We start from the raw sequence: 21,265 nt of genomic DNA on the forward strand, positions 1-21,265 counted from the left end.
ACAATAAGCCTCTATGAGTATCCAAGGAGGCTGCACGAATGACACAGGCTAACCTCAGCGAAACCCTGTTCAAACCCCGCTTTAAACATACTGAAACGTCTACCCTTGTCCGTCGGTTCAATCGTGGGTCGCAGCCGCCCATGCAATCCGCGCTGGACGGTAAGAACGTCCCGCACTGGTACCGCATGATAAACCGCCTGATGTGGATTTGGCGCGGCGTTGACCCACGAGAAATCCTTGATGTGCAGGCGCGCATTGTGATGAGCGACGCAGAGCGAACGGATGATGATTTATACGATACGGTCATCGGTTACCGCGGCGGCAACTGGATTTATGAGTGGGCAAAGCAGGCGATGGACTGGCAGCAGAAAGCCTGTCAGGAACAGGACGCCATGCGCAGCGGACGCTACTGGCTTCATGCCTCAACGCTCTATAACATTGCCGCCTACCCGCATTTGAAGGGCGATGAGCTGGCGGAGCAGGCGCAGGCGCTGGCGAATCGCGCCTATGAAGAGGCCGCGCAGCGGTTGCCAGGCTCGTTACGTGAAATGGAATTTGCCGTTCCTGGCGGTTCGCCTGTCACCGCGTTTTTACATATGCCGAAAGGGGATGGTCCGTTTCCGACGGTGCTCATGTGCGGCGGCCTGGACGCCATGCAAACCGACTATTACACCCTGTATGAACGCTATTTCGCGCCGCGCGGTATTGCGATGTTAACGCTTGATATGCCTTCGGTTGGATTTTCATCAAAGTGGAAATTAACCCAGGATTCCAGCTTGCTCCACCAGCATGTGTTAAAAGCGCTTCCTAATGTCCCCTGGGTGGATCATACCCGTGTTGCGGCGTTTGGTTTCCGTTTTGGCGCCAACGTTGCGGTGCGTCTGGCCTATCTGGAAGCGCCGCGTTTGAAAGCGGTGGCTTGCCTGGGGCCGGTGGTCCATGCGCTACTTAGCGATCCGCAACGACAGAGCACGGTGCCGGAGATGTATCTGGATGTGCTGGCCAGCCGTCTGGGTATGCATGATGCTTCGGATGAGGCGCTGCGTGTGGAGCTCAATCGCTATTCGTTGAAAGTACAGGGGCTACTGGGCAGACGTTGTCCTACGCCAATGCTTTCCGGCTTCTGGAAAAACGATCCTTTCAGCCCGGAAGAAGAGTCTCGCTTAATTACAACATCATCTTCAGACGGTAAGCTGATAGAGATCCCTTTTAACCCGGTGTACCGCAATTTTGACCGCGCGCTGCAAGAAATTACCGACTGGATTAATCATAGATTGTGTTAATAGATTGATAAATTCTATTGATTTGGTAAAACAGTTGCTTCATTAAAGGAGATCGCAATGACGTTACCGAGTGGACACCCGAAAAGTAGATTGATCAAGAAATTTACCGCGCTTGGCCCCTATATCCGGGAAGGGCAGTGCGAAGACAATCGTTTTTTTTTCGATTGCCTGGCAGTTTGCGTCAACGTGAAGCCCGCGCCAGAGAAGCGTGAATTTTGGGGCTGGTGGATGGAGCTGGAAGCACAAGAGAAACGCTTCACTTATCGTTATCAGTTTGGTTTGTTTGATAAAGAGGGCAACTGGACCGCAGTGCCGATTAACGAAACCGAAGTGGTGGAGCGACTGGAATACACGCTACGCGAGTTTCATGAGAAGCTACGCGACCTGCTGATTTCTATGGAGCTGGCGCTGGAGCCGTCTGACGATTTCAACGACGAGCCGGTAAAACTGTCGGCATAACCCTGCTGTCATGCCTGATGGCGTAGCGCCATCAGGCACAATGCGACTTATCAGAACTGGTAGGTCAACCCTATTGCCACAATATCATCGTCATTAATGCCTAACGTGTTATCGCTATCAAGCTGATTGATTTTGTAATCTACAAACGCGGACATATTTTTGTTGAAGTAATAGGTTGCGCCCACGTCAATGTAATTCACCAAATCCTCACTGCCGACGCCCTCAATATCTTTGCCTTTTGACAGCACATAGCCTAATGACGGACGCAGACCAAAATCAAACTGATACTGGATAACCGCTTCGAAGTTTTGGGTTTTATTGGCAAATCCGCCGGAAACTGGCGTCATGTTGCGGGTTTCTGAATAGAAAGTCGCAATATAAATATCATTCGCGTCATACTTTACACCCGTAGCCCAGGCTTCGGCTTTATCGCCCGTACCGCGGCGCTGCAGATTTTGCTCCCTGGTGCGATCGGAGAGAGTATAAGCGCCGCTGATGGCAAAATCGCTGCCGCCGAAATCATAGCTCACGGATGTGCCGAAGCCGTCGCCGTTTTGCTTTTTCACATCGCGATCTTCGTTTTTCCCCTGATACTGTAAGGTAAGATCCAGTCCATCAACGATGCCGAAGAAATCGGTATTGCGGTAAGTCGCCAGCCCGCTGGCGCGTTTAGTCATAAAATTATCGGTCTGGGCGGAAGAGTCGCCGCCGAATTCGGGAAACATATCCGTCCAGGCCTCAACATCGTACAGCGCGCCCAGGTTACGTCCATAGTCAAAAGAACCGATATCTTTTAATTTCAGACCAGCAAAGGCCAGGCGGGTTTTTTGCTGGGACGAATCACTTTCGGCTTTATTACCGGCAAACTCAGCTTCCCAGCGCCCGTAGCCGGTCAATTGATCGTTAATTTGCGTTTCGCCTTTAAAACCAAAACGAACGTAGCTTTGATCGCCATCTTTGCTGTCATAATCGCTCATATAGTGCATGGCTTTAACTTTTCCATACACATCAAGCTTATTACCGTTTTTATTGTAAACCTCGGCGGCGTGAACAGATGCTGATGCGATGATACTCACCACTATTGCCAGAGTGCTCTTATTCATTTCCATTCCTGTTTTAATTACGCGCTATGATTTGTCGGGAGACCCGGTAAAAAACAGGAAGGTTTTTAACGTTCGGTAATGAAAGATTTATGACAAAGTGAGAATTTTTTTAAAAAAATATGTTTAATTGTTGCGGTAATAAAATGGTCAAATTCCGCCGCTACGCTTGCTGATCCTGCGCAACAAAATTTCACGCTACGCGTACAGGTTGTTGGCAACCGGAGCCAGTCCTGCTAAAACGTTCATTTGGTCTTTATTTCTTATTTTGAACGGCAGAGAATCATGAGTGACAGCCAGACGCTGGTCGTAAAACTCGGCACCAGCGTGCTAACAGGCGGATCGCGCCGCCTGAACCGTGCCCATATCGTAGAACTTGTCCGCCAGTGCGCGCAGCTACACGCCGCGGGACATCGTATTGTTATTGTTACCTCTGGCGCGATTGCCGCCGGACGTGAACATCTCGGCTACCCGGAACTGCCGGCAACAATTGCCTCTAAACAGCTTCTGGCGGCGGTAGGGCAAAGCCGTCTGATTCAACTGTGGGAGCAGTTGTTTTCAATTTACGGTATCCATATCGGGCAGATGCTGTTGACGCGTGCGGATATGGAAGACAGAGAGCGCTTTCTGAACGCCCGCGATACGCTACGTGCATTACTGGATAACCATATTGTGCCGGTTATCAATGAAAATGATGCCGTTGCGACAGCGGAAATTAAAGTGGGCGATAACGATAACCTCTCCGCGCTGGCGGCGATCCTGGCAGGCGCGGATAAACTGCTGCTGCTGACCGATCAGCAAGGATTATTTACCGCCGATCCGCGTAGCAATCCGCAGGCGGAGCTTATCAAAGATGTGTATGGCGTTGACGATGCGCTGCGCTCTATCGCGGGAGACAGCGTTTCTGGGCTGGGAACCGGTGGTATGAGCACTAAGCTTCAGGCGGCAGACGTAGCCTGTCGCGCGGGTATTGATACGATTATTGCCTCAGGCAGTAAACCGGGCGTTATCGGCGATGTGATGGAGGGGATTTCCGTCGGCACCCGTTTTCATGCGCAAGCCTCGCCGCTGGAGAACCGCAAACGTTGGATCTTCGGCGCGCCGCCGGCAGGCGAAATTACGGTTGATGAAGGCGCGACCGCGGCAATGCTGGAACGTGGCAGTTCACTTCTGCCAAAAGGCATCAAAAGCGTGACGGGCAATTTCTCGCGGGGGGAGGTCATCAGAATTTGTAACCTGCAAGGGCGTGATATTGCTCATGGCGTCAGCCGTTATAACAGTGATGCTCTGCGGCGGATAGCCGGTCACCACTCTCAACAAATCGATGCGATTTTGGGCTATGAATATGGCCCGGTCGCTGTTCATCGTGATGACATGATTACTCGATAAGGAACAGGCATATGCTGGAACAAATGGGCATTGCTGCTAAAGCGGCGTCGTATAAGCTGGCGCTGCTCTCCAGCGGCGAAAAAAATCGCGTGCTGGAAAAAATAGCCGATGAACTGGAAGCGCAAATGGAAAGTATCCTCAGCGCGAACGTACAAGATGTTGAGCAGGCGCGGGCCAACGGCCTGAGCGAAGCGATGCTGGACCGCCTGGCGCTGACCCCTGCGCGTCTGAAAGCGATTGCTGACGATGTGCGCCAGGTCTGTAATCTTGCCGACCCGGTCGGGCAGGTGATCGACGGCGGTCTGCTGGACAGCGGGCTACGTCTGGAGCGCCGCCGCGTGCCGTTGGGCGTGGTTGGCGTTATCTATGAGGCGCGTCCGAATGTTACCGTTGATGTGGCTTCTTTGTGTCTGAAAACCGGTAATGCGGTGATTCTACGCGGTGGGAAAGAGACGCATCGCACGAATGCCGCAACCGTTCGTGTCATTCAGAAGGCGCTGAAAGCTTGCGGTTTACCGGAGGCGGCGGTTCAGGCGATTGATAATCCGGACCGTTCGCTGGTCAATGAAATGCTGCGTATGGATAAGTACATCGATATGCTGATCCCGCGCGGCGGCGCAGGCTTGCATAAACTGTGCCGCGAGCAATCCACCATTCCGGTGATTACCGGCGGGATTGGCGTGTGCCATATTTTTGTCGATAGCAGCGCAGACATCGCCCCGGCGCTGAAGATTATTGTTAACGCCAAAACCCAGCGCCCGAGCACCTGTAACACGGTGGAAACCTTGCTGGTGCATCAGGACATCGCAGAACGCTTTTTGCCTGCGCTGAGCAAGCAGATGGCGGAGAGCGGCGTGACGTTGCATGGGGATGAAACCGTCATGCAACTGCATGGCCCTGCCAAACTGGTGCCGCTGAAACCGGAAGAGCTGGATAACGAGTTTCTGTCTCTGGATCTGAACGTTGTGGTGGTCGAAAATATGGATGGCGCTATCGCCCACATTCGCGAACATGGTACTCAGCACTCCGATGCAATTTTAACGTGCGATATGCATAATGCTGCGCGTTTCGTGAACGAAGTGGATTCCGCTGCGGTTTATGTCAACGCCTCTACCCGTTTTACCGATGGCGGGCAGTTTGGGCTTGGCGCAGAAGTGGCGGTCAGCACGCAGAAATTACATGCCCGCGGTCCGATGGGGCTTGAAGCGCTTACCACCTATAAGTGGATAGGCTTTGGCGATGGTACGATTCGTGCGTAATTAATGACGAGCGGTGCAAAAATAGCCGGTTGAGTAGCAAGGCTATTGACGCACCGCCCGGTTAGTTTTAACCTTCTACCCCGTGATTCACCCGCGTGAACACACCCTTCTCAGGGCCGATATAGCTCAGTTGGTAGAGCAGCGCATTCGTAATGCGAAGGTCGTAGGTTCGACTCCTATTATCGGCACCATCTCAATCAAGCGGTTACAACCTTTTCTGTCATAACAATCTTCTCATTTTCTTTCTCGCATACTTGCTTGGCATGGTATAGATGTCTATGAGGACGTCAGTCCGCAAAGCATTCGTTCTGCATGGTATGCCTTTCGCTATTCTCAGGGGCGTGAAATGAAAGGGTGAGTTAACAGAAGAACAAGTGAAATGAAAGTTTTCTTTGACGGAGTCTATATAAAAATATGAAATTGATAATAATTCTCCTTCTCGCGCTATTCCCGTTATGTTCATCTGCCAGCAATCATTATGCCCTTGTTTTTGAAAATAACACGATACTGCTTGTTTTAAATCTTAAATGTTCCCCCTGTGATTTAAACTGCGCAAATATTCAATATCAGCTTTTCAATAAAGAGACGGAGTCTGTTATTTCAGGGGTTGCTAAGCCTGTGACAACGGGCATCGAAAATAATTTTCGTGGTTATATGATGCGTAATAATAATACGTTCTACACATTAATTGAATCAGATAATGAAAATGTATGGGATATGTCTGTTGAGGAGAGGGGAGCTCAACAGAACAAAGATGCCGTGCAAAAAGTAAAATATCAGCTTAATGCTATTTTTGACAATGGTACATGCTGAATTCTGGCCTGTCTCAGGGATACGATCGTATCCCTGAATATTTCCCATCAAAACTCAGGAGTAAAATCACTCTCACTAATATATTTTTCCAGTATGGCGGTATATTGTCGCCAGTTCCCGGAGTCGTTGATTACTGCATAATTTATCGATGCTCCCGGCGTTGGCGAGCGTGTTAGCGGCACATCAAGTGCTGTTTTCGGCGCAACCATGATATCGCCGATACTTTTCTTGTCGTCCGTCGTTAGTGTTAAACTCATATACCACGAGGTGGGGTTAACTATCCGTATAGTATTCTCTTTAGCAATAAAGCGTAATTTTTTCTCCTCCGCTTCCGTGGGCGCTTTTAATCCGGTCGGGCGAATTAAAATTTTTAGCCGCAAACGAAGCGGTAACACCAGTTTTCGCGGGTGGTTTTTAATGTCCTGGGTGACTGGCGGTATCTGATAAATGTTTAGCCAGAAGAGACTCTCCCGGTCCGTTGCAAGCTGCTGGCGGGAACTCAGGAGCAGGCGAAGCGTTCTCAGTTCTCCTGGCTGCATTTTAAATACCGGCGGCAGCGCCACCAGCGGCGTTTTGCTGTTATCCGGAGAGGCGTCAATGTTTCCGGCGTCGGTCCATACCTGTAACAGCATCGGCGTTGTATTATCGTTGGATAATGTCAACGATTGAGCGACCTCATCTGAAGCAAAAATAATTCGGGTTCTGTCAATATTAACGGCAGCTTGTGCCGGGCCATACCATCCCGTCAACCCAAGTAGCGTTAATATGACTTTACTGAAAACTAACCACTGCCTGTAATTGCGCATTCACGCTTCCTGCCGTTACTGTTTGTCCGCCGATCGCCTCAAGCGAGGCAGTAAAATCACCGCTATAGGTTTCTACTGAACCGGATGATACCCGTGTGGTTAAATCTTTATAGCCATACCAGCCTCGGGCGTTGCCAGTGCCTGTCCTGATCCGATCGGGTAACAGGTTAATCGGCGTACCGGCATCGTTATAGATGCGGATACCCACTCCGGAAGCTACGCCAGGTTCGCCATAATGGGTGTCCAGTAGCCACGACAGACCGCCTGCGGATGTGGTTAGCCCCAGGCGACGCGCCGCCGCCACGGCGGTGGGTTGATTAACGACAAACCCCATTGCGACATTAGCGGCGCTGGTGGACGGGAGGGCACTGGACACGGCACCGGACTCACATTCCAGGCTGACGTGGAAAGGCGCCTGGCTATTGCCTCCGGCGGCTAATATGCCGACGGCGACAGGGGGAATTTTCACGATCGCAGGATAATCTGTGATTTTACATAACGCGCCGCGAACATAGGTGACGCTATTATATGTACTCCATGCCCCGGGCCAATAGCTGGGCCAGCCATAATAATCGCTGGCATGATCCAGTCCCGCTTTGATCCGCTCGGTAATCAAGCCTGGGCCTTTAAACGCGATATAACCCCGAGGCTGCGTCCAGGTATCTCGGTCCATTGGATTCTGGTAGGCAAAATATTTTCTTGAGTCAATTTTAAACATCTCATATAGCACGTTGCTAAACGCGCTGGCAGGAATATAAATATATTTGTCATCCTGAAACCAACTGTCTGCGGTAAGTTGGCGTTCTTTCCAGAAACGGCTGTAATATTCGCCGGTACTGAGGTTTGTCATACGGACAGCAACATTACGCTCCACATCATAATAAGCGCCTTCTACTTCGGGAGTAAAAAATGCCCCCGCAAAAGCGCTATCGCCATTTGTCGAATACATCTCATAGAGCTTCCCGGCATCGGCGGTATCGCAGCGGTAAAGTACCTGTTTACTGGAATAGGGCGTGCCGGTGGCGGCCGTCAGGAAGTTACCGATCCCACTGGCCAATAGCGTGCCGGAGGGTTGAAATGTTTCACTATTACTGACGCTAATCACCGTTGGCAAACCGATATTACCGGTATTCGTGTCAGTTGCGCCGATCCAGTTTTGCGCCGTGTAGCCCGCTTTTATCGCCGCGTCAGAGAGCGCGCTCTTATCGGTGACTTTGATACATGACGACCATGTTCCGGCGCTGACGAACAGGCTGGTGATAAACAATAGCGTTCGGAAACTAAAAAGCATTGTGCTATTCCTTCTCGCAGATTTTGTTCAGATAGAGAAACGGTTCTTTGGTGTGAAGATCGAGTTGGTAGGCAACCCGGCAACGCTGGTTTGCCCCTGTTCCCCAGCGCACCAGTAGAGAACCCGACGGATGGGCGATACGGGCATAAATCTGCCCACTCTGGCCGACCATGCCGATGTTTGTGCCTTCACCGTTGAAAACATCAGCGCCCATTGGCGGTATGCCGCCATCCGGCATCTTCACGGAGATCAGCACTGCTTTGCCGCTGATAGTGGCGAAATTGACACGCGCGATGGCGCCGGCATAGGGCACAATCTGCTGACTTCCTCCCGTCAGTTCGGCATCGCTGCGCATCTTACGGGTATCGAGCGTAACGTTATTGACGCGGTAAGGAGATAACGAAGGCAGAATGGCGTAACCAAAGCGATCAACCACAGCGCCCTGGCCATTTTGTACGATCGCGCCCTGCGCGCCATCGGCATGAATAAGCGCAAAGGTATCGCTGGTATAGGGGCCAGCCGTCAGACCGCCAGGGTGGAGTACCAGGGTGCCGGACGCGCCCAGTCCTTCCTGACGATAGTTATCACCCTGGTCATAGTTGGCGCGAAGTGCGCCAAACCGGGTGTTCTGTTGTAGATTACCGCCAAACGTCGTTGGCGCGCTGCTATCGCTATTACTATTGCGATAACGCTCGTAGCCGCCATAAACCGACCATGACAGGTCGCTGTTTTCACCGCTACTGCCGGTCATGGATACGGTTGAGGAACGGCTTTGACTGGACTGGTTATAATTCATGGCGACAGACGTTCTGTTTTCGCCCCAATCCAGCGGTATAGAGACATTAAACGACATTGTGGTTTCGGTATATTTTTGTCGGCTACTCACGTCCAGTGGTTCGTTAACGCCGTGATAAAAGCGATCGTAATCCCAGGTGGTGCGCTGTCGTGCGATATTCACCCCGTAGCTTATATTCCGCCACTGGTTGCTATACCCCATTTGTAGCTGTGTTATACGCGATTGGTTATTGTAGTAGTCTGCGGTGCTGGCGCTGAGGTTAAGCGTGCCAAGCCGTCCTAACGGCTGGCTTACCGTCGCGGACAGGCGATTGCGCTGATGCAGCGTGTCGGAGTAGTAATCAATCCCCGTTTTTGCTTCCCGGCGTACGCCGAGCACGTCCTGAAGATCGCGGAAGCCGTTGGTTGAATAACGATAAGCCGCCAGCACCAGGTTAGTGCCGGTGGTAAACGTTTTGCTGTAACTGAGTTCCGCGCGCCAGCCTTGCTGGCGATCGTTATGCTCTGCGCGCGCATTCGACCAGGTGGCGTTAAGGCCGAACGCGCCCATACCGGTGGCCCAGACGCCGCCCGCCAGCCATGCCTGGTAACGCTGCGCAATTCGTGAACCGAGGTTGAGGGTAATGGTGTTATTAACGCCGTGCTGGAACGTTCCCTCAAAGAAACGATTTTCAATATCGTAGTACTGACGAACCCTGCCGAAGGCCAGCGAATAGTGCCAGTTACCGGGGCGAACCGAATCCGGCACGGAAGAATAAGGCACGGTGAAACGTGAGGTTTTACCGCTGGCCTCGATAACCTCTACCTCCAGATCGCCTTGATAACGGGTGTTGTACAGATCGTCAATATAAAATGGGCCCGGCGGAACGTTGGTTTCATAAATTACTTTCCCCAGTTGTTTTACTACCACATGCGCGCTACTGGCCGCTACGCCCCGAACTTCCGGCGCATAACCGCGTTTGCCCTGAGGGCGCATCCGCTCGTCGGTGACAAGCTTAGCCCCGTTAAAGGACAGACTGCCGAATAAGCTGGAGTCCGTATAGCTATCGCCCAGCGACAGGATACTGTTAATAGACGCGACAGGTCTTTGCACCCAGGTTCGAACGCTATTATAGCGCCAGGCGCTTCCGCCCTGGTTGCTATTGGCATAGCGCAGATTACTTTGATGACGGACCTGCCAAAGTCCGAGGTTAACGCCCATGTTTAAACCGCTCCATAAGTATTGGTAGCGATAATGGCTGTCGGTATTTTCGGTGTGGGTCCAGTTTGTGTTATGGCGTAAAAACAGCGCCAGCGCGCCGCTATCCCACTCTGAAGGGGAGATATAACCGCGCGGTTTGTGCGTAAGTTCGGTCATTGGAATCGTCAGCAACAGGCGAAGCGTGGCGCTATCAAATTGCCAGCCGGCATGAGGTACCCACTCCCTGAGCGGGCGACACTCGGTCGCAGCGTCGGTCGCGGGGAGTGATTTTATCTGTGCTGCTTTCATCACCGATAAGGGCAGGCAGGGTTCAGCCTGTTGACCCTCTTTTACAGCATTAAATCGAATATTAGTGCTCGAGGCTACCAGCGTGCCATTAACGTAAACGTCGGCAAGATAGTCTCCGGAAGGCGTTTGCTGTTCATTAAAACGGGCAATATTTTGTCCGTAAGTGGCCCCCTGAAGTAGCGCAGGATCAAAATAATACTCTTCACCCTGCGCGGAGCCTGAGCAAACTATGGCGATCAATAGCGCAAGGCTTTTGCGGTTCAAATTAATGGTGGGGGACATCGTAGCTCTCGCTTATCCTTGCGCCCAGGTCGTTAACCAAAGTAACGGTGACTGTACCGGAGAAGGATTTGAGTGGCCGTTTGCCCGGCAGCCACCAGGTTTGACTGGAGAAAGGGGCAATCATGTCAGCATCCAGGTTATACGAAGCGCCGTTCACTTTTACATTCAGGTTACTTAAAGAGGCAAACCAAGGCTGCGGATTAACAATAACAATACCGCTTTTTCCGGAACCCTTATTTACCGTTTTAATCTGTAATTTTTTCGCCAGACTATCAGGTTTACCTAGCCCGTCAGGACGATAGAAAAGTTTTATTCTTGAGCGCAGCATCACCAACATTTTATTTTGCCCGCTGTCGCTGCCAATATTCGTTGGTGGTACCTGTAATACGTTAAACCAGAATACTGACTCACGATCCTGCGGCAATTTTTTCGTGTTGTTATAAATTACACGTACCACCTGGCCTGCTTTGGGTTGAATACGAAATACTGGCGGCGTGGCAATAAACGGCATCGCGCTGCTATTTTCCGGGCTGGTATTCATATCGCCATCGTCAAACCAGGTTTGTACGATATAAGGTATTGCATCATTATTTTTTAACTGCACATCTACGGAGGAGGCTGTTGATGGGTAAATTATTCGGCTACCCAAAATAGTAACGCTCGCCCACGATGTTGTGGCGGGTAGGGCCAGCAATAGAAAAACTATTAAGTAATATAATGCGGAATGTCGGGTATCCATTTTCATCTCAACAACTCCCTGGCGATTGAAAATGGTCTGGCGTTTCAACGCCAGACCGTAGCGACAATTATTTATACGAAACGGCGTATTGAAGGGTGGCAGCGACTGTCCCAGCCTCTGCTTTCCCGGTAGAGTAATACCGCGCGGTATAAGTCGCGCTCGCTTCAGAAGCATTTGGTTCCAGCTGTAGGTCGCCGTCGCCAGTAAAGCCGCCGGTCAGATTGATTGGCTCCCCTGAAGTGTCGAGTAATTGGACTTCAACATTTTTCGCGCTGCCAGTATTACCCAGGTTACCGTTACTGGTGACCTGATTACCGACAAAGACAGTGGAAATTTTTGTTGTTTTGTCCTGAGAGCCGGTACACCCGGACAGCCCAATATCAAACGTTATTGGCCCCGCAGTTTTCCCTTGTTCTGATAAGTCTTTAGTACTTACTGTTGGCAATAACACGACGGGTTTAGCCTGATTACCATTAATCACGACAGAGCACGTTTCATCAGAGACTTCCCCTTGAAAGGTGATGGTGTTATCAGAAACAGCCATCGCGCTGCTGGAGACAAGAAGTGAGCCTGTGATCATTGCTAAATACTTTTTCATAGACATATGATAATGTTCCTGTATTAATCTTTACTTTTTCAGGACGAGTGCAATTCGCCCGAATTTTTCGTGCTTATGGAGGAGTGGTAAAAATAACGATCATTAACTCTATTTTTGGATGTGAGCTATACCCTCCTGACTATTGATAATGCGATATAAAACAAACAGACTTATTTCTCTTATCATGAAATAGAGCGATAAGCGCTTTCGTCCATACATCTCATTAGTACAACTGATAGTGTTATCATTTGATTGAGTGTAATCCGATAACAATTCTCTCCGCGTCTGAATAGATAGACTATGTTGCAATACAAACCTGCACATTTTTGCTATGTAAAATCCGTATCAGTTAAACCTCCCGATGGATAATACGATGGTGAGATTAAGGTAAATTTTCTGAAATGTGCTTCTGAAACAGTATAATTAGTCTTACTTTTTTCTTACTTTTGGCCTTTCAGAAGTTTCCTGAGTTTGCGTTAAGGTAAAGAAAAGTGTTCAGATTTACCTATAACTGTTTGATTTGTAATGTGCAGGTAATACTTGTGTCAATTATTGTTTACTATAAGTGAGACTTATAAGTTAAACTCAGGTTAATTAGGGGGCTGAATTCTTTTTTGAGCATGATAATATGTCGTCTGAATGATGGATGCAGTTACCTTTAGGATTGTCATGAATGAAAGCATATTTTTACTTGATAAGCGTGTTGTATTTGATAGTACGAAGATGACCTTATCGCATGGTAATGAGATAATCAGAATATCAGAAGCTGAGACCCATCTGCTTCTTGCTTTTTGGCATGGTCTTTACAAAAAAGAAGATATTATTCATTTTGTTTGGGAAAATCGTGGAGGCTGCGTCTCAGAATCAAGTTACTATAAACTCATTAATCAAATGAGAAATGATTTTAGTAGCATCGGTCTACAGTCATCTGACATCGTAACTCGCCCTCGGGTGGGGGTATCGCTGTCTGTTGCTATTGAACCTATAAAAAAAATCACCTCCCTAAAGGTGAGTGATGAAAACGTTAAAGGCACCCCGGCTCGGGAGAACATATTTTACAAAATTAAACGTCACAGCGTATTTGTGGTATTAACAGGAGCCATTATTCTGGCATTGCTCTATGGTGTATTTACTATATATAAAGCGCCTGTTCGTAACAGCCCTGATAGTTTTTTTACATATCTTGGCGAATATAACGATTATGCAATCTATAAAACAAAAGAGGATAAGGTCACATTAAGTGAAGTAGTTTTTGCTTTTAACTCTCTAAAAATTAAAATTTACCGGCAAAATGGACGCCATCTTTATTATATCAGGGAGCCTAACATGAATATTTTTCTGCAATGCTTAAATCCTGTTGAAATGGCGGTGCCAAAATGTATTACAGTAAAAGAACGTTACTGATTATATTTGTAATATTTATCGCCATTGTCGCAATCGGATCGGTAATAGCGCTTGAGTGGGTAAATCGTGACTCTTATAGAACCAATAATCTTATATGCACGACAAAATCAGAAGCGTATATTGAACCACGAAAATTGTACATGGATGGTGGACTTGTGCTGGATCTTAAATCCGGCAGGATTACCCTACACTACGATGTTACTACCGATACGAAAGAGAAACGGCTTTTTTTTCGTGATATTTGCATCAGCAAACTGCGCAGAACGGGTATGAAAACATTTACTTTTAAAGTCAATTCAGTTAAGACTTTTGAGTCTGATACTGCTGGCGATTTGTTTTCCTGGTTGAGACTGTTACAGCCTGGTACGATTAATGAGTTAAAGATGGTCAAAATTGGGAAAAATACCTACATGTTTTCGCTTAATCGGCATTTGTATAATGTGTGTACCACCAGTAGTAACGTTGAGTTGTAGCCAATAATCCCTGTATTGATGGGAATTCGTTCCGTGATTTATGCCTCATCAGGCAGCGAACCTGGCATCAGACTAACATATTGAATGCGTCTGTATTTTAGATATCTGCTATCGCTTATTTTAACGATAGTATCCTGCACCTGTTGGGTATTGATATTTTCTTGTCTATTTTCGGCACAGGGAGTGCCATCTTGCTATCATTAAGAACGTATAACCTATCTCTCAATATTGCTTTTCTATATTAATGTTACTTTAGTTATCCTATAAAAGCGTACAGTGGCAAAAGGAAGGCCGGTAAGAGGGCAATGATTTGAAAGTAAGAAAGCTATTTCTGATGTTGTTTATTGCCGTTCCACTGATCGTAATGATATTGGTGGGGTTACTCGCGGGTATCTTCCAGCTAAAACGAGATATCGCCGTCAGCGCCAATACGCTGCTGCGGTTTAGCGCGGATATATCAGCCGCCTCCTGGCAAGTCGCCGGAAAAGCCGCCAGACTGGCTGAGAGTTCCTGTACTGACTCGCTGAAAGAACTGTCCAGAACGCGGGCCTTCACTCCTTATGTCCGTGACATTGGGTTTCTGGAAAATGGTGATATCACTTGCTCCTTTGTCACAGGAACCGAACGCTATCATTTTTCCCGGCTGGCAGGGCTTTCTTTACCTGCTTCTTATCCGAAACGGTGGTTGCGATCTATCGGTAGTATGGCCGAAGGACCCGATCGCCTTGTTGTGGTTTATGTGAAAAAAGTAGCAGCGAATAAAGCAGCCTTCGTCATTGTGGATTCGCAGTATGTCCAGGAGCTCATGGAGATATTGGCAGCAGAGAGAGCATCAGCCTTTAGCCTGACATTCGGCGCAGGGGAGGCGATTACCAGCGCTACGACGTTGCGCGGTAAGGCGTTTTTAACGCAGCGCTTCACCTCAACCGATCACACTATCCAGCTGATGGTGCGAACCCCTTTCTCAACGTTATCGGCATACTGGTTACAAAACCTTTTTATTTTTGTTCCGCTGTCATTGTGTCTTTCTGTAGGGATGATGTTGTTCTACAGGCGCTGGTATTTAAAACGTTTATCTCTGGCCCGGGAGATTGCCAGGGGAATAACGCACAATGAGTTTACGGTACATTATCAGCCTGTTTTTAATGTTAAACACGGTAGTTGCGGCGGCGTGGAGGCGCTAATGCGCTGGCCGCAACCGGATGGCCGTTTTATAACTCCCGATATTTTTATTACCGCCGCAGAAAATGAAGGCATGATTATTCCACTCTCTCGTCATCTGTTCGAACTGATTGCTCATGACGTGATAAACTGGACTGTACCGGATGATTTCTATATCAGCGTAAATATATCGCCTGCGCATCTTATGGATGACGGTTTTATACAAGATATAGAGGCGCTCAGGACTCGTTTGGGAACGATAACGCTTATGTTGGAGCTCACCGAACGTAGCCTGATTGTAGAACCTTCACAGGTCGCGGAAAAACTTTCAACGCTCCGTGAAAAAGGCGTGTTAATAGCGATTGATGATTTTGGGACCGGCTATTGCTCACTCTCCTATCTCCAACAATTACCTGTAGACTCTCTTAAAATAGACAGAACGTTTATCGATACCATTGATACCAGCAGCGATGATGTTCCTGTCCTGGATACTATCATTACGCTGAGTCAGCGACTGGGACTCAATGTGGTTGCCGAAGGGGTCAGTACCCAGCACCAATTGCGTTACATCTTAAGCCACGGGGTAGGATTCGTTCAGGGATTTCTTTATGCCAGGCCGATGGGGGCTAATGACTTTATGAGCTGGCTTGGCAAGTCGGCCCAGAGGCAAAATGGTTTGCTCAAGGGGGAAAACGAATCTGCGAGTGGCCTGGTGGCTGAATAATACAGGAGCTCGCTACGGAAAAAAATTCAATAGCGCGATATATCCTGGTAATATGTTTATGCCGTGAAGAAACGTGATAGCACTGGGGCGGATATTTTTATGAGTCAGAACAATTATCTGATTGACAAAAGAGTTATTCTTGATTGTGAACGAATGACGCTTTCCTGCGCCGGAGAGTCGATAACGATATCTGAATCGGAACGCAGTTTGCTTATCGCTTTTTATGAAGGCCTTTTTAAAAAAGATGATTTAATTAACTATGTCTGGGGGCGCAAGGGTGTCGTGGTCTCTGATGCCAGTTATTATAAACTGATTAACCAGCTACGAGGATCATTTGATAAAATTGGTCTTAAGGGGGCGTCTGTTGTGACTCGTCCTCGCGTGGGTGTTTTACTCTCAGTTTCCATTGAACCGTTGAATGATGAGGCGCAAAATACGCCGTTGCCTGCTGTTGCTGAAACAGAAGTATCGACGGTTGAAGTGCGACGCGATGACACTATTATCCCCCCAATACCGGGCGCTGTGAATAAAAAAGATTGGCTCTACTTTTGCCTGGCCGCGCTTCTGATGTTTTTTATGATGTATAAAGTTAAGGGTGAAAATATTGATTACTTTACCCTCCAGGGTTCGTATGATGGATACACTTTTTATAGTGTCGGGCATGATAAAACCCATCTGACGGATATCGTTGAAGCGTACTCTGAGATGAGTAATGAAATACATAAACAAAACGGAAAAATCATTTATTACATTCGCGTTCCTAATACAAATATTTTTGTCCAGTGTCTTAACCAACTTGATATAGCGGAGCCGAAATGCATTTCCATAAAAGAACGTTATTAAGCGTGGCGACGCTTGGAATGTTGGCTGTTTCAGTCGTACTGATGGTAGTTTGGGTACGAAACAGTAACCATAGTTCTATTAATACTAATGAATTTTTATGTACGACAAGAACGGTAACGACGATACAACCTAAAGATATCCATGCCGATGGCAGTCTTGTTCTTGATTTTAAGATGAAGAGAATTACGCTTCAATATGAAATAAAAACAAAAGATAACGGTGTAAAAATATTATACCGGGACGTGTATATGAAAAATTTACATCGAACAGCGCCTGGTGTTTATACGTTCGAAGTATCCCAGGTAAAAGTCTTTGCCACGGACACGGCTGGCGATCTGTTATCATATTTACGGGTTCTGCATCCGGAAGCGGCTAATGAGATTCGAATATCTAAAGTGGGTGAGAAAACCTTTTTTTATTCTCTTAATCGGCAGCTTTATAACGTTTGTACCGCGCAGTAGATCTGAATGTTGTCTGAATGCGTCAGAAAGCGAGTTGCGAAATTGCCCTCCGCAAGGGTAAAGGTTAACTTGAATGTTAATTAAAATGTATATAAAACAGTTATTTATGAATTTTTGACTCTTCGGGAAGGTGACTGATACTCGCTGATAACCTCTCGCAGTCCGCCTGACGGATGCGATGCCAGGATCGGGTCTGAAGCAACTATGAATCCGCCATTAATAAAAAAGTAAGAACTCTGTAAGACTGATTTCATATCCATTATCGAATATATCAGGTTATATTACCTCCGCAGTTGGCATGACTGGTAATAAGCGCATTAGGTGCTCTTAATCTAAATGCTATTTGTGTGCCATAAGTTCCGGTACCGCCTTAATTATATATCAAAAATGGAGTGGTTTTAATGAAAAGACGGTCTTCGTTCCTTGTTTTTTTAGGTTTATTATTAGCGTCACCTTTAGCTTTGGCTAACGATCAGCACACCGTATCGTTTGGTTATGCACAAACTCATCTCAGTTCATTGAAAAATAGCGATAGCAAAGATCTGCGAGGCTTTAATTTTAAATATCGTTACGAGTTTAATGAGACCTGGGGGATGTTAGGCTCATTCACCGCGACGCGCAATGAAATGGAGAATTACACCTGGAAAGAGGGGAAATTGCATAAAAATGGTTCCGATTCTGTAGACTATGGTTCTTTGATGTTTGGACCAACATATCGTTTTAATGACTATGTGAGCCTGTACGGCAATGCGGGTATAGCGACGATGAAATTTAATAAACACTCAAAAGAAGACTCCTTTGCCTACGGCGCTGGCGTAATATTTAATCCAGTTAAGAGTATATCTATCGATGCATCATGGGAAGCCAGTCGTTTCTTCGCTGTGGATACCAATACATTTGGTGTCAGCGTAGGTTATCGCTTCTGATATTAAAAGTATAAGCGTTACGTTTATGGCAAGGAATTAAAAATAATATGGCGCTGCTACAGAATAGGGATGGTTATGAGCGCTCAGGTAATCTTAAGAGGAAGATAAAACACTCACCGTAGCGTTATTCTATTGATGAAATTATGATAAATTCACTATCGGAACAACTTCCGTTAAAAACGATAGGTATAGTTTTAACGGATGATTATTATACTTATTTAGGCATCGCTTCACTCTTTGAGGATGGGAAGTGCTTTATGTTCCCACTCAATGGAGAATATAATTCGTGTCAGATATCAGCTAGCGAAGATATCATAATTATTATTGATGGACGAGTTTTGATTCAGGGGGTCTGGAAAGGTTTTAAGGCGCTCATGCAGCATTATCCACATGCTCGTCGAATCTGGCTCACGCGCAGAGATATTGGAAAACTTTATCCACATGGCTGCGATAGAGATCCTGATATCGATCCCGATTTGGCAAAGCCTGTTTTTATTGAGCATTTCATTAAATACGCTTGTGCAAACGATGTAGCGGTCGGTGAACTTGCGCCGTTGACAAAAAAGGAGGAGGAGTTGTTATGGCACTTTTTATATAAAAAGTCGATGAGTCAGATCGCCAGTAGCTATGGCATTAGTCGTAAGACTTTGTACATTCATAGATTGCGTATCTGTCGTAAATATGGCTTCAAACGCTTTTTCCATTTGCTATTTATTTACCAAAGAAGTCGCCATATCTTCGCATCTAAAATTTGCCGTGTAGACAAAAACGCCGATCAGGCTTGAAGTAAACAAGATGAAAAAGTTAACGATGAGAGAGTGTGAAAGCATCAATCCTACTTTGCTGCTTGCCATAAAGATACTTATCTCGGCGCTTGACGAAAAAACAAAAATAAGGCTCAGAGAGCATATTGAAAAAACTGAACAAGAAATAACCTCAAGCATACATGATAGCATCATGACAGAGACTTTTCTTCAGCAAATGAAAGACATTCGTTACATCTTAAATATAGTTCCTTGACGGCGTTCAGAAGCAAGAACGCGTTATTATTTAATGATTAATAGACCAGGTATTAGTATGAAAAAGATCTTAGTATGTTTCGTCGGCTTGGCTTTAACCGCATGTAGTGCTAATTCGCTGAATTATGGCGCTGAACAGGTACGGGTGATGACCAGCGAGCCAGGTAAGGAATGCAGCTACTTAGGGGATATCACGGGCAGCCAGGGGAATTTCTTTACCGGTGGCTGGACTTCCAACAGTAACCTGGAAACGGGTGCCCGTAACGATCTGAAAAACAAAGCTTATAAAATGGGCGGAAATACGGTAGTCCTGTTAACCCAGCGTGCAGGCCAGACAGGAAGTTCATGGCACGGTTCGGGCTCAAGCAAACAAACGAATGTCACGTTAAGCGGGAACGTTTATCGTTGCCCTCGTTAACCTTATTTTGCAGGCAATATATGCCTGTTTAGCGCGCGCGCCGCACTGGCGACGCGGGCGCTATTTGGGCTAACCTTGCTTTTTCTCGCTGTATTCCCGCCAACCGCCGCCTAATGCTTTATACAGATTAATGATATTCAGCTGTTGCATGAGCCGTGTGCGCACCAGACGCTGCTGCGCGCCATAAAGCATACGATGGGTATCAAGCAGCGTAAGGTAGTCATCGACGCCTTCCTGAAAACGGAGTCCGGCCAGCTCATAGGCGATTTGACTGGCTTCAACCGCGCGTTGTTCTGATTGCACCTGGTCATTCAGCGTACGCTGTCCCGCCAGACCATCCGCCACGTCGCGAAAGGCTTGCTGAATAACGTTTTCATACCTGGCGATTTCAATCTGTTTTTGGACATGCGCCCTATCCAGGTCAGCGCGTAATGCGCCGCCGTGAAAGAGAGGCAAGGTGATTTGCGGTAGAAAACGCCAGCTTCCCGATCCCGGTTCAAAGAGTCCGCTAAGAGACGCGCTGGCCGTTCCCGCCGTGCCTGTCAGGCTGATGGTCGGGAAGAAGGCGGCGCGCGCTGCGCCTATTCTGGCGTTTGCGCCACGCAGCCTGTACTCGGCGGCGCGAATATCCGGGCGGCGTACCAGCAGATCTGACGGTAATCCGCCTGGCAGAGTGGTCGGGATCGCGCCTTCCGTAAGCGTGACCGCTTCGTTTAGTCGACGCGACAGTTCAGGCGTGAGCGGCTGGCCCAACAGCAATTCCAGCGCGTTACGATCCCGCGCCAACTGTCGCGTATACGCCGCGCGATTGATTTCCGCAGAACGCAGCGCGATCTCCGCCATACGCAGATCGAGCTGTGTGGCGTTGCCTGTCCGGGCAAGCTGGGTTGTCAATGTGTATGAACTTTTTTGCGCGGCCAGCGTATCTTCGGTTAAGCGCAGCAGCTCCCGGTCAGCCCGTAGCGTCAGCCAGGCGCTGGCGACTTCGGAAACCAGGCTCATTCGCGCCGCAATGTACGTCTCATCAAGCGCCATATAGGCGGCTAATGCCTGGTCGCTAAGGTTTCGCACTCGCCCCCAGAGATCCAGTTCCCAGGCCGTCGTCGCCCCAGCCATCTCGTAGCGTCGGTTAATCTCAGGCTCGTCCGTGACGCTGAGATCGGCGGGAGTGCGACCGGCGTCCATGGCGGTGGCGATGCCGAGCGTCGGCAGCATCTCCGCGCGCTGAATACGGTATAACGCCCGGGCGGCTTCAACATTGAGCCCTGCCTTGCGTAAATCCCGATTATTGCGTAACGCGATCGCGATCAGTTCCTGTAGAAGCGGATCGTGGAAGAAATCACGCCAGCCAATGTCAGCGGCATCCGGCGCGCCAGAAACGGTTGACGTTGCGTAGGGATAGACCATCGCAGTCGGCGATGCGGGGCGTTCGTGCTTCGGCGCCATCGTACAGCCAGCAAGCGTGGTGACGAAAGCAAGCGTCGCCAGCGTGGCGGTCTGCCGATAGCCTGTAAAAGTGATCTTCATTATGCC

20 protein-coding genes, 1 tRNA gene and 1 pseudogene are annotated in these 21,265 nt (G+C 48.2%); 15 read left to right on the top strand and 7 right to left on the bottom strand.

Features of this window, described 5'->3' with window-relative positions:
- Window positions 1-38: 38 nt before the first annotated feature.
- Window positions 39-1,283, top strand: a complete 1,245-nt coding sequence (frsA, locus tag EOS97_RS15285) for an esterase FrsA (RefSeq protein WP_000189588.1) — start codon at window positions 39-41, stop codon at window positions 1,281-1,283.
- Between the two features lie 57 nt (window positions 1,284-1,340).
- Window positions 1,341-1,742 carry a sigma factor-binding protein Crl gene (crl, locus tag EOS97_RS15290; RefSeq protein WP_000174693.1) on the top strand — a complete coding sequence of 134 codons (402 nt, stop codon included), beginning with the start codon at window positions 1,341-1,343 and terminating at the stop codon, window positions 1,740-1,742.
- A gap of 50 nt (window positions 1,743-1,792) precedes the next feature.
- Here the strand turns inward: crl and phoE are convergent, their stop codons facing one another.
- Window positions 1,793-2,845: a phosphoporin PhoE gene (phoE, locus tag EOS97_RS15295; protein ID WP_023165961.1), complete on the bottom strand. Its 1,053-nt coding sequence runs from the start codon at window positions 2,843-2,845 to the stop codon at window positions 1,793-1,795.
- 282 nt (window positions 2,846-3,127) lie between these two features.
- Here phoE and proB point away from each other — a divergent pair, with 282 nt between their 5' ends.
- The 4 genes from proB (at window position 3,128) to EOS97_RS15315 (ending at window position 6,303) form a co-directional block, all read left to right on the top strand.
- The gene (gene proB, locus EOS97_RS15300; RefSeq protein WP_001285275.1) at window positions 3,128-4,231 is read left to right on the top strand and encodes a glutamate 5-kinase; all 1,104 of its coding nucleotides are present in this window, start codon (window positions 3,128-3,130) and stop codon (window positions 4,229-4,231) included.
- Between the two features lie 11 nt (window positions 4,232-4,242).
- Entirely contained in the window at window positions 4,243-5,490 is a 1,248-nt protein-coding gene (proA, locus tag EOS97_RS15305) for a glutamate-5-semialdehyde dehydrogenase (RefSeq protein WP_000893223.1), read from the top strand.
- Between the two features lie 115 nt (window positions 5,491-5,605).
- Window positions 5,606-5,681: transfer RNA gene (locus EOS97_RS15310), tRNA-Thr, on the top strand.
- 223 nt (window positions 5,682-5,904) lie between these two features.
- Window positions 5,905-6,303, top strand: a complete 399-nt coding sequence (locus EOS97_RS15315) for a membrane protein (protein WP_000766846.1) — start codon at window positions 5,905-5,907, stop codon at window positions 6,301-6,303.
- A gap of 47 nt (window positions 6,304-6,350) precedes the next feature.
- Here the strand turns inward: EOS97_RS15315 and stbE are convergent, their stop codons facing one another.
- The 5 genes from stbE to EOS97_RS15340 form a co-directional block, all read right to left on the bottom strand.
- Window positions 6,351-7,109 (bottom strand): fimbrial biogenesis chaperone StbE, encoded by a 759-nt coding sequence (stbE, locus tag EOS97_RS15320; RefSeq protein WP_001247038.1) that lies wholly within the window; start codon window positions 7,107-7,109, stop codon window positions 6,351-6,353.
- Complete coding sequence (stbD, locus tag EOS97_RS15325; RefSeq protein WP_000899101.1) at window positions 7,075-8,400, bottom strand: fimbrial usher protein StbD; 1,326 nt, start codon at window positions 8,398-8,400, stop codon at window positions 7,075-7,077. Before stbD ends, stbE begins: the two co-directional genes overlap by 35 nt.
- A gap of 4 nt (window positions 8,401-8,404) precedes the next feature.
- Window positions 8,405-10,966, bottom strand: coding sequence for a fimbrial outer membrane usher protein (locus EOS97_RS15330; RefSeq protein WP_000075313.1), 2,562 nt, complete (start codon window positions 10,964-10,966; stop codon window positions 8,405-8,407).
- Window positions 10,950-11,711, bottom strand: coding sequence for a fimbrial biogenesis chaperone StbB (stbB, locus tag EOS97_RS15335; protein WP_000781496.1), 762 nt, complete (start codon window positions 11,709-11,711; stop codon window positions 10,950-10,952). Before stbB ends, EOS97_RS15330 begins: the two co-directional genes overlap by 17 nt.
- Before the next feature lie 61 nt (window positions 11,712-11,772).
- Window positions 11,773-12,309, bottom strand: coding sequence for a fimbrial protein (locus tag EOS97_RS15340; RefSeq protein WP_000062035.1), 537 nt, complete (start codon window positions 12,307-12,309; stop codon window positions 11,773-11,775).
- A 663-nt stretch (window positions 12,310-12,972) separates the two neighbouring features.
- Between EOS97_RS15340 and EOS97_RS15345 the strand changes: the two genes are divergently transcribed.
- The 9 genes and pseudogenes from EOS97_RS15345 (at window position 12,973) to EOS97_RS15385 (ending at window position 19,732) form a co-directional block, all read left to right on the top strand.
- Window positions 12,973-13,707, top strand: a complete 735-nt coding sequence (locus EOS97_RS15345) for a membrane protein (RefSeq protein WP_001005865.1) — start codon at window positions 12,973-12,975, stop codon at window positions 13,705-13,707.
- Window positions 13,680-13,980 (top strand): annotated as a pseudogene (locus EOS97_RS15350) (hypothetical protein). The gene EOS97_RS15345 and the pseudogene EOS97_RS15350 overlap by 28 nt, the downstream one beginning before the upstream one ends.
- Window positions 13,981-14,490: 510 nt before the next feature.
- Window positions 14,491-16,065: an EAL domain-containing protein gene (locus tag EOS97_RS15355; RefSeq protein ID WP_000868281.1), complete on the top strand. Its 1,575-nt coding sequence runs from the start codon at window positions 14,491-14,493 to the stop codon at window positions 16,063-16,065.
- A 99-nt stretch (window positions 16,066-16,164) separates the two neighbouring features.
- The gene (locus EOS97_RS15360; protein ID WP_000081372.1) at window positions 16,165-16,908 is read left to right on the top strand and encodes a transcriptional regulator; all 744 of its coding nucleotides are present in this window, start codon (window positions 16,165-16,167) and stop codon (window positions 16,906-16,908) included.
- Window positions 16,881-17,369 (top strand): hypothetical protein, encoded by a 489-nt coding sequence (locus tag EOS97_RS15365; protein ID WP_000545419.1) that lies wholly within the window; start codon window positions 16,881-16,883, stop codon window positions 17,367-17,369. Before EOS97_RS15360 ends, EOS97_RS15365 begins: the two co-directional genes overlap by 28 nt.
- Window positions 17,370-17,770: 401 nt before the next feature.
- Window positions 17,771-18,295 (top strand): Ail/Lom family outer membrane beta-barrel protein, encoded by a 525-nt coding sequence (locus EOS97_RS15370; protein ID WP_000830237.1) that lies wholly within the window; start codon window positions 17,771-17,773, stop codon window positions 18,293-18,295.
- Between the two features lie 143 nt (window positions 18,296-18,438).
- A complete protein-coding gene (locus EOS97_RS15375; RefSeq protein ID WP_000610822.1) occupies window positions 18,439-19,080 on the top strand; it encodes a helix-turn-helix transcriptional regulator in 642 nt (213 codons plus the stop codon).
- 10 nt (window positions 19,081-19,090) lie between these two features.
- Complete coding sequence (locus EOS97_RS15380) at window positions 19,091-19,315, top strand: membrane protein (protein ID WP_000737125.1); 225 nt, start codon at window positions 19,091-19,093, stop codon at window positions 19,313-19,315.
- Between the two features lie 57 nt (window positions 19,316-19,372).
- On the top strand, window positions 19,373-19,732 hold the full coding sequence (locus tag EOS97_RS15385; protein WP_000722978.1) for a DUF4156 domain-containing protein: 360 nt from the start codon (window positions 19,373-19,375) through the stop codon (window positions 19,730-19,732).
- A gap of 69 nt (window positions 19,733-19,801) precedes the next feature.
- Here EOS97_RS15385 and mdsC read toward each other — a convergent pair whose 3' ends face one another.
- Entirely contained in the window at window positions 19,802-21,259 is a 1,458-nt protein-coding gene (mdsC, locus tag EOS97_RS15390) for a multidrug efflux transporter outer membrane subunit MdsC (RefSeq protein ID WP_023165962.1), read from the bottom strand.
- Window positions 21,260-21,265: the final 6 nt, after the last annotated feature.

Origin of the sequence: Salmonella sp. SSDFZ54, from assembly GCF_004010735.1 — a bacterium.
GTDB lineage: Bacteria > Pseudomonadota > Gammaproteobacteria > Enterobacterales > Enterobacteriaceae > Salmonella > Salmonella enterica.

Coding starts and splice junctions, on each gene's coding strand:
- frsA (WP_000189588.1), top strand. CDS start 39: ATGACACAGGCTAACCTCAGCGAAACCCTGTTCAAACCCCGCTTTAAA.
- crl (WP_000174693.1), top strand. CDS start 1,341: ATGACGTTACCGAGTGGACACCCGAAAAGTAGATTGATCAAGAAATTT.
- phoE (WP_023165961.1), bottom strand. CDS start 2,845: ATGAATAAGAGCACTCTGGCAATAGTGGTGAGTATCATCGCATCAGCA.
- proB (WP_001285275.1), top strand. CDS start 3,128: ATGAGTGACAGCCAGACGCTGGTCGTAAAACTCGGCACCAGCGTGCTA.
- proA (WP_000893223.1), top strand. CDS start 4,243: ATGCTGGAACAAATGGGCATTGCTGCTAAAGCGGCGTCGTATAAGCTG.
- EOS97_RS15315 (WP_000766846.1), top strand. CDS start 5,905: ATGAAATTGATAATAATTCTCCTTCTCGCGCTATTCCCGTTATGTTCA.
- stbE (WP_001247038.1), bottom strand. CDS start 7,109: ATGCGCAATTACAGGCAGTGGTTAGTTTTCAGTAAAGTCATATTAACG.
- stbD (WP_000899101.1), bottom strand. CDS start 8,400: ATGCTTTTTAGTTTCCGAACGCTATTGTTTATCACCAGCCTGTTCGTC.
- EOS97_RS15330 (WP_000075313.1), bottom strand. CDS start 10,966: ATGTCCCCCACCATTAATTTGAACCGCAAAAGCCTTGCGCTATTGATC.
- stbB (WP_000781496.1), bottom strand. CDS start 11,711: ATGAAAATGGATACCCGACATTCCGCATTATATTACTTAATAGTTTTT.
- EOS97_RS15340 (WP_000062035.1), bottom strand. CDS start 12,309: ATGTCTATGAAAAAGTATTTAGCAATGATCACAGGCTCACTTCTTGTC.
- EOS97_RS15345 (WP_001005865.1), top strand. CDS start 12,973: ATGAATGAAAGCATATTTTTACTTGATAAGCGTGTTGTATTTGATAGT.
- EOS97_RS15360 (WP_000081372.1), top strand. CDS start 16,165: ATGAGTCAGAACAATTATCTGATTGACAAAAGAGTTATTCTTGATTGT.
- EOS97_RS15365 (WP_000545419.1), top strand. CDS start 16,881: ATGCATTTCCATAAAAGAACGTTATTAAGCGTGGCGACGCTTGGAATG.
- EOS97_RS15370 (WP_000830237.1), top strand. CDS start 17,771: ATGAAAAGACGGTCTTCGTTCCTTGTTTTTTTAGGTTTATTATTAGCG.
- EOS97_RS15375 (WP_000610822.1), top strand. CDS start 18,439: ATGATAAATTCACTATCGGAACAACTTCCGTTAAAAACGATAGGTATA.
- EOS97_RS15380 (WP_000737125.1), top strand. CDS start 19,091: ATGAAAAAGTTAACGATGAGAGAGTGTGAAAGCATCAATCCTACTTTG.
- EOS97_RS15385 (WP_000722978.1), top strand. CDS start 19,373: ATGAAAAAGATCTTAGTATGTTTCGTCGGCTTGGCTTTAACCGCATGT.
- mdsC (WP_023165962.1), bottom strand. CDS start 21,259: ATGAAGATCACTTTTACAGGCTATCGGCAGACCGCCACGCTGGCGACG.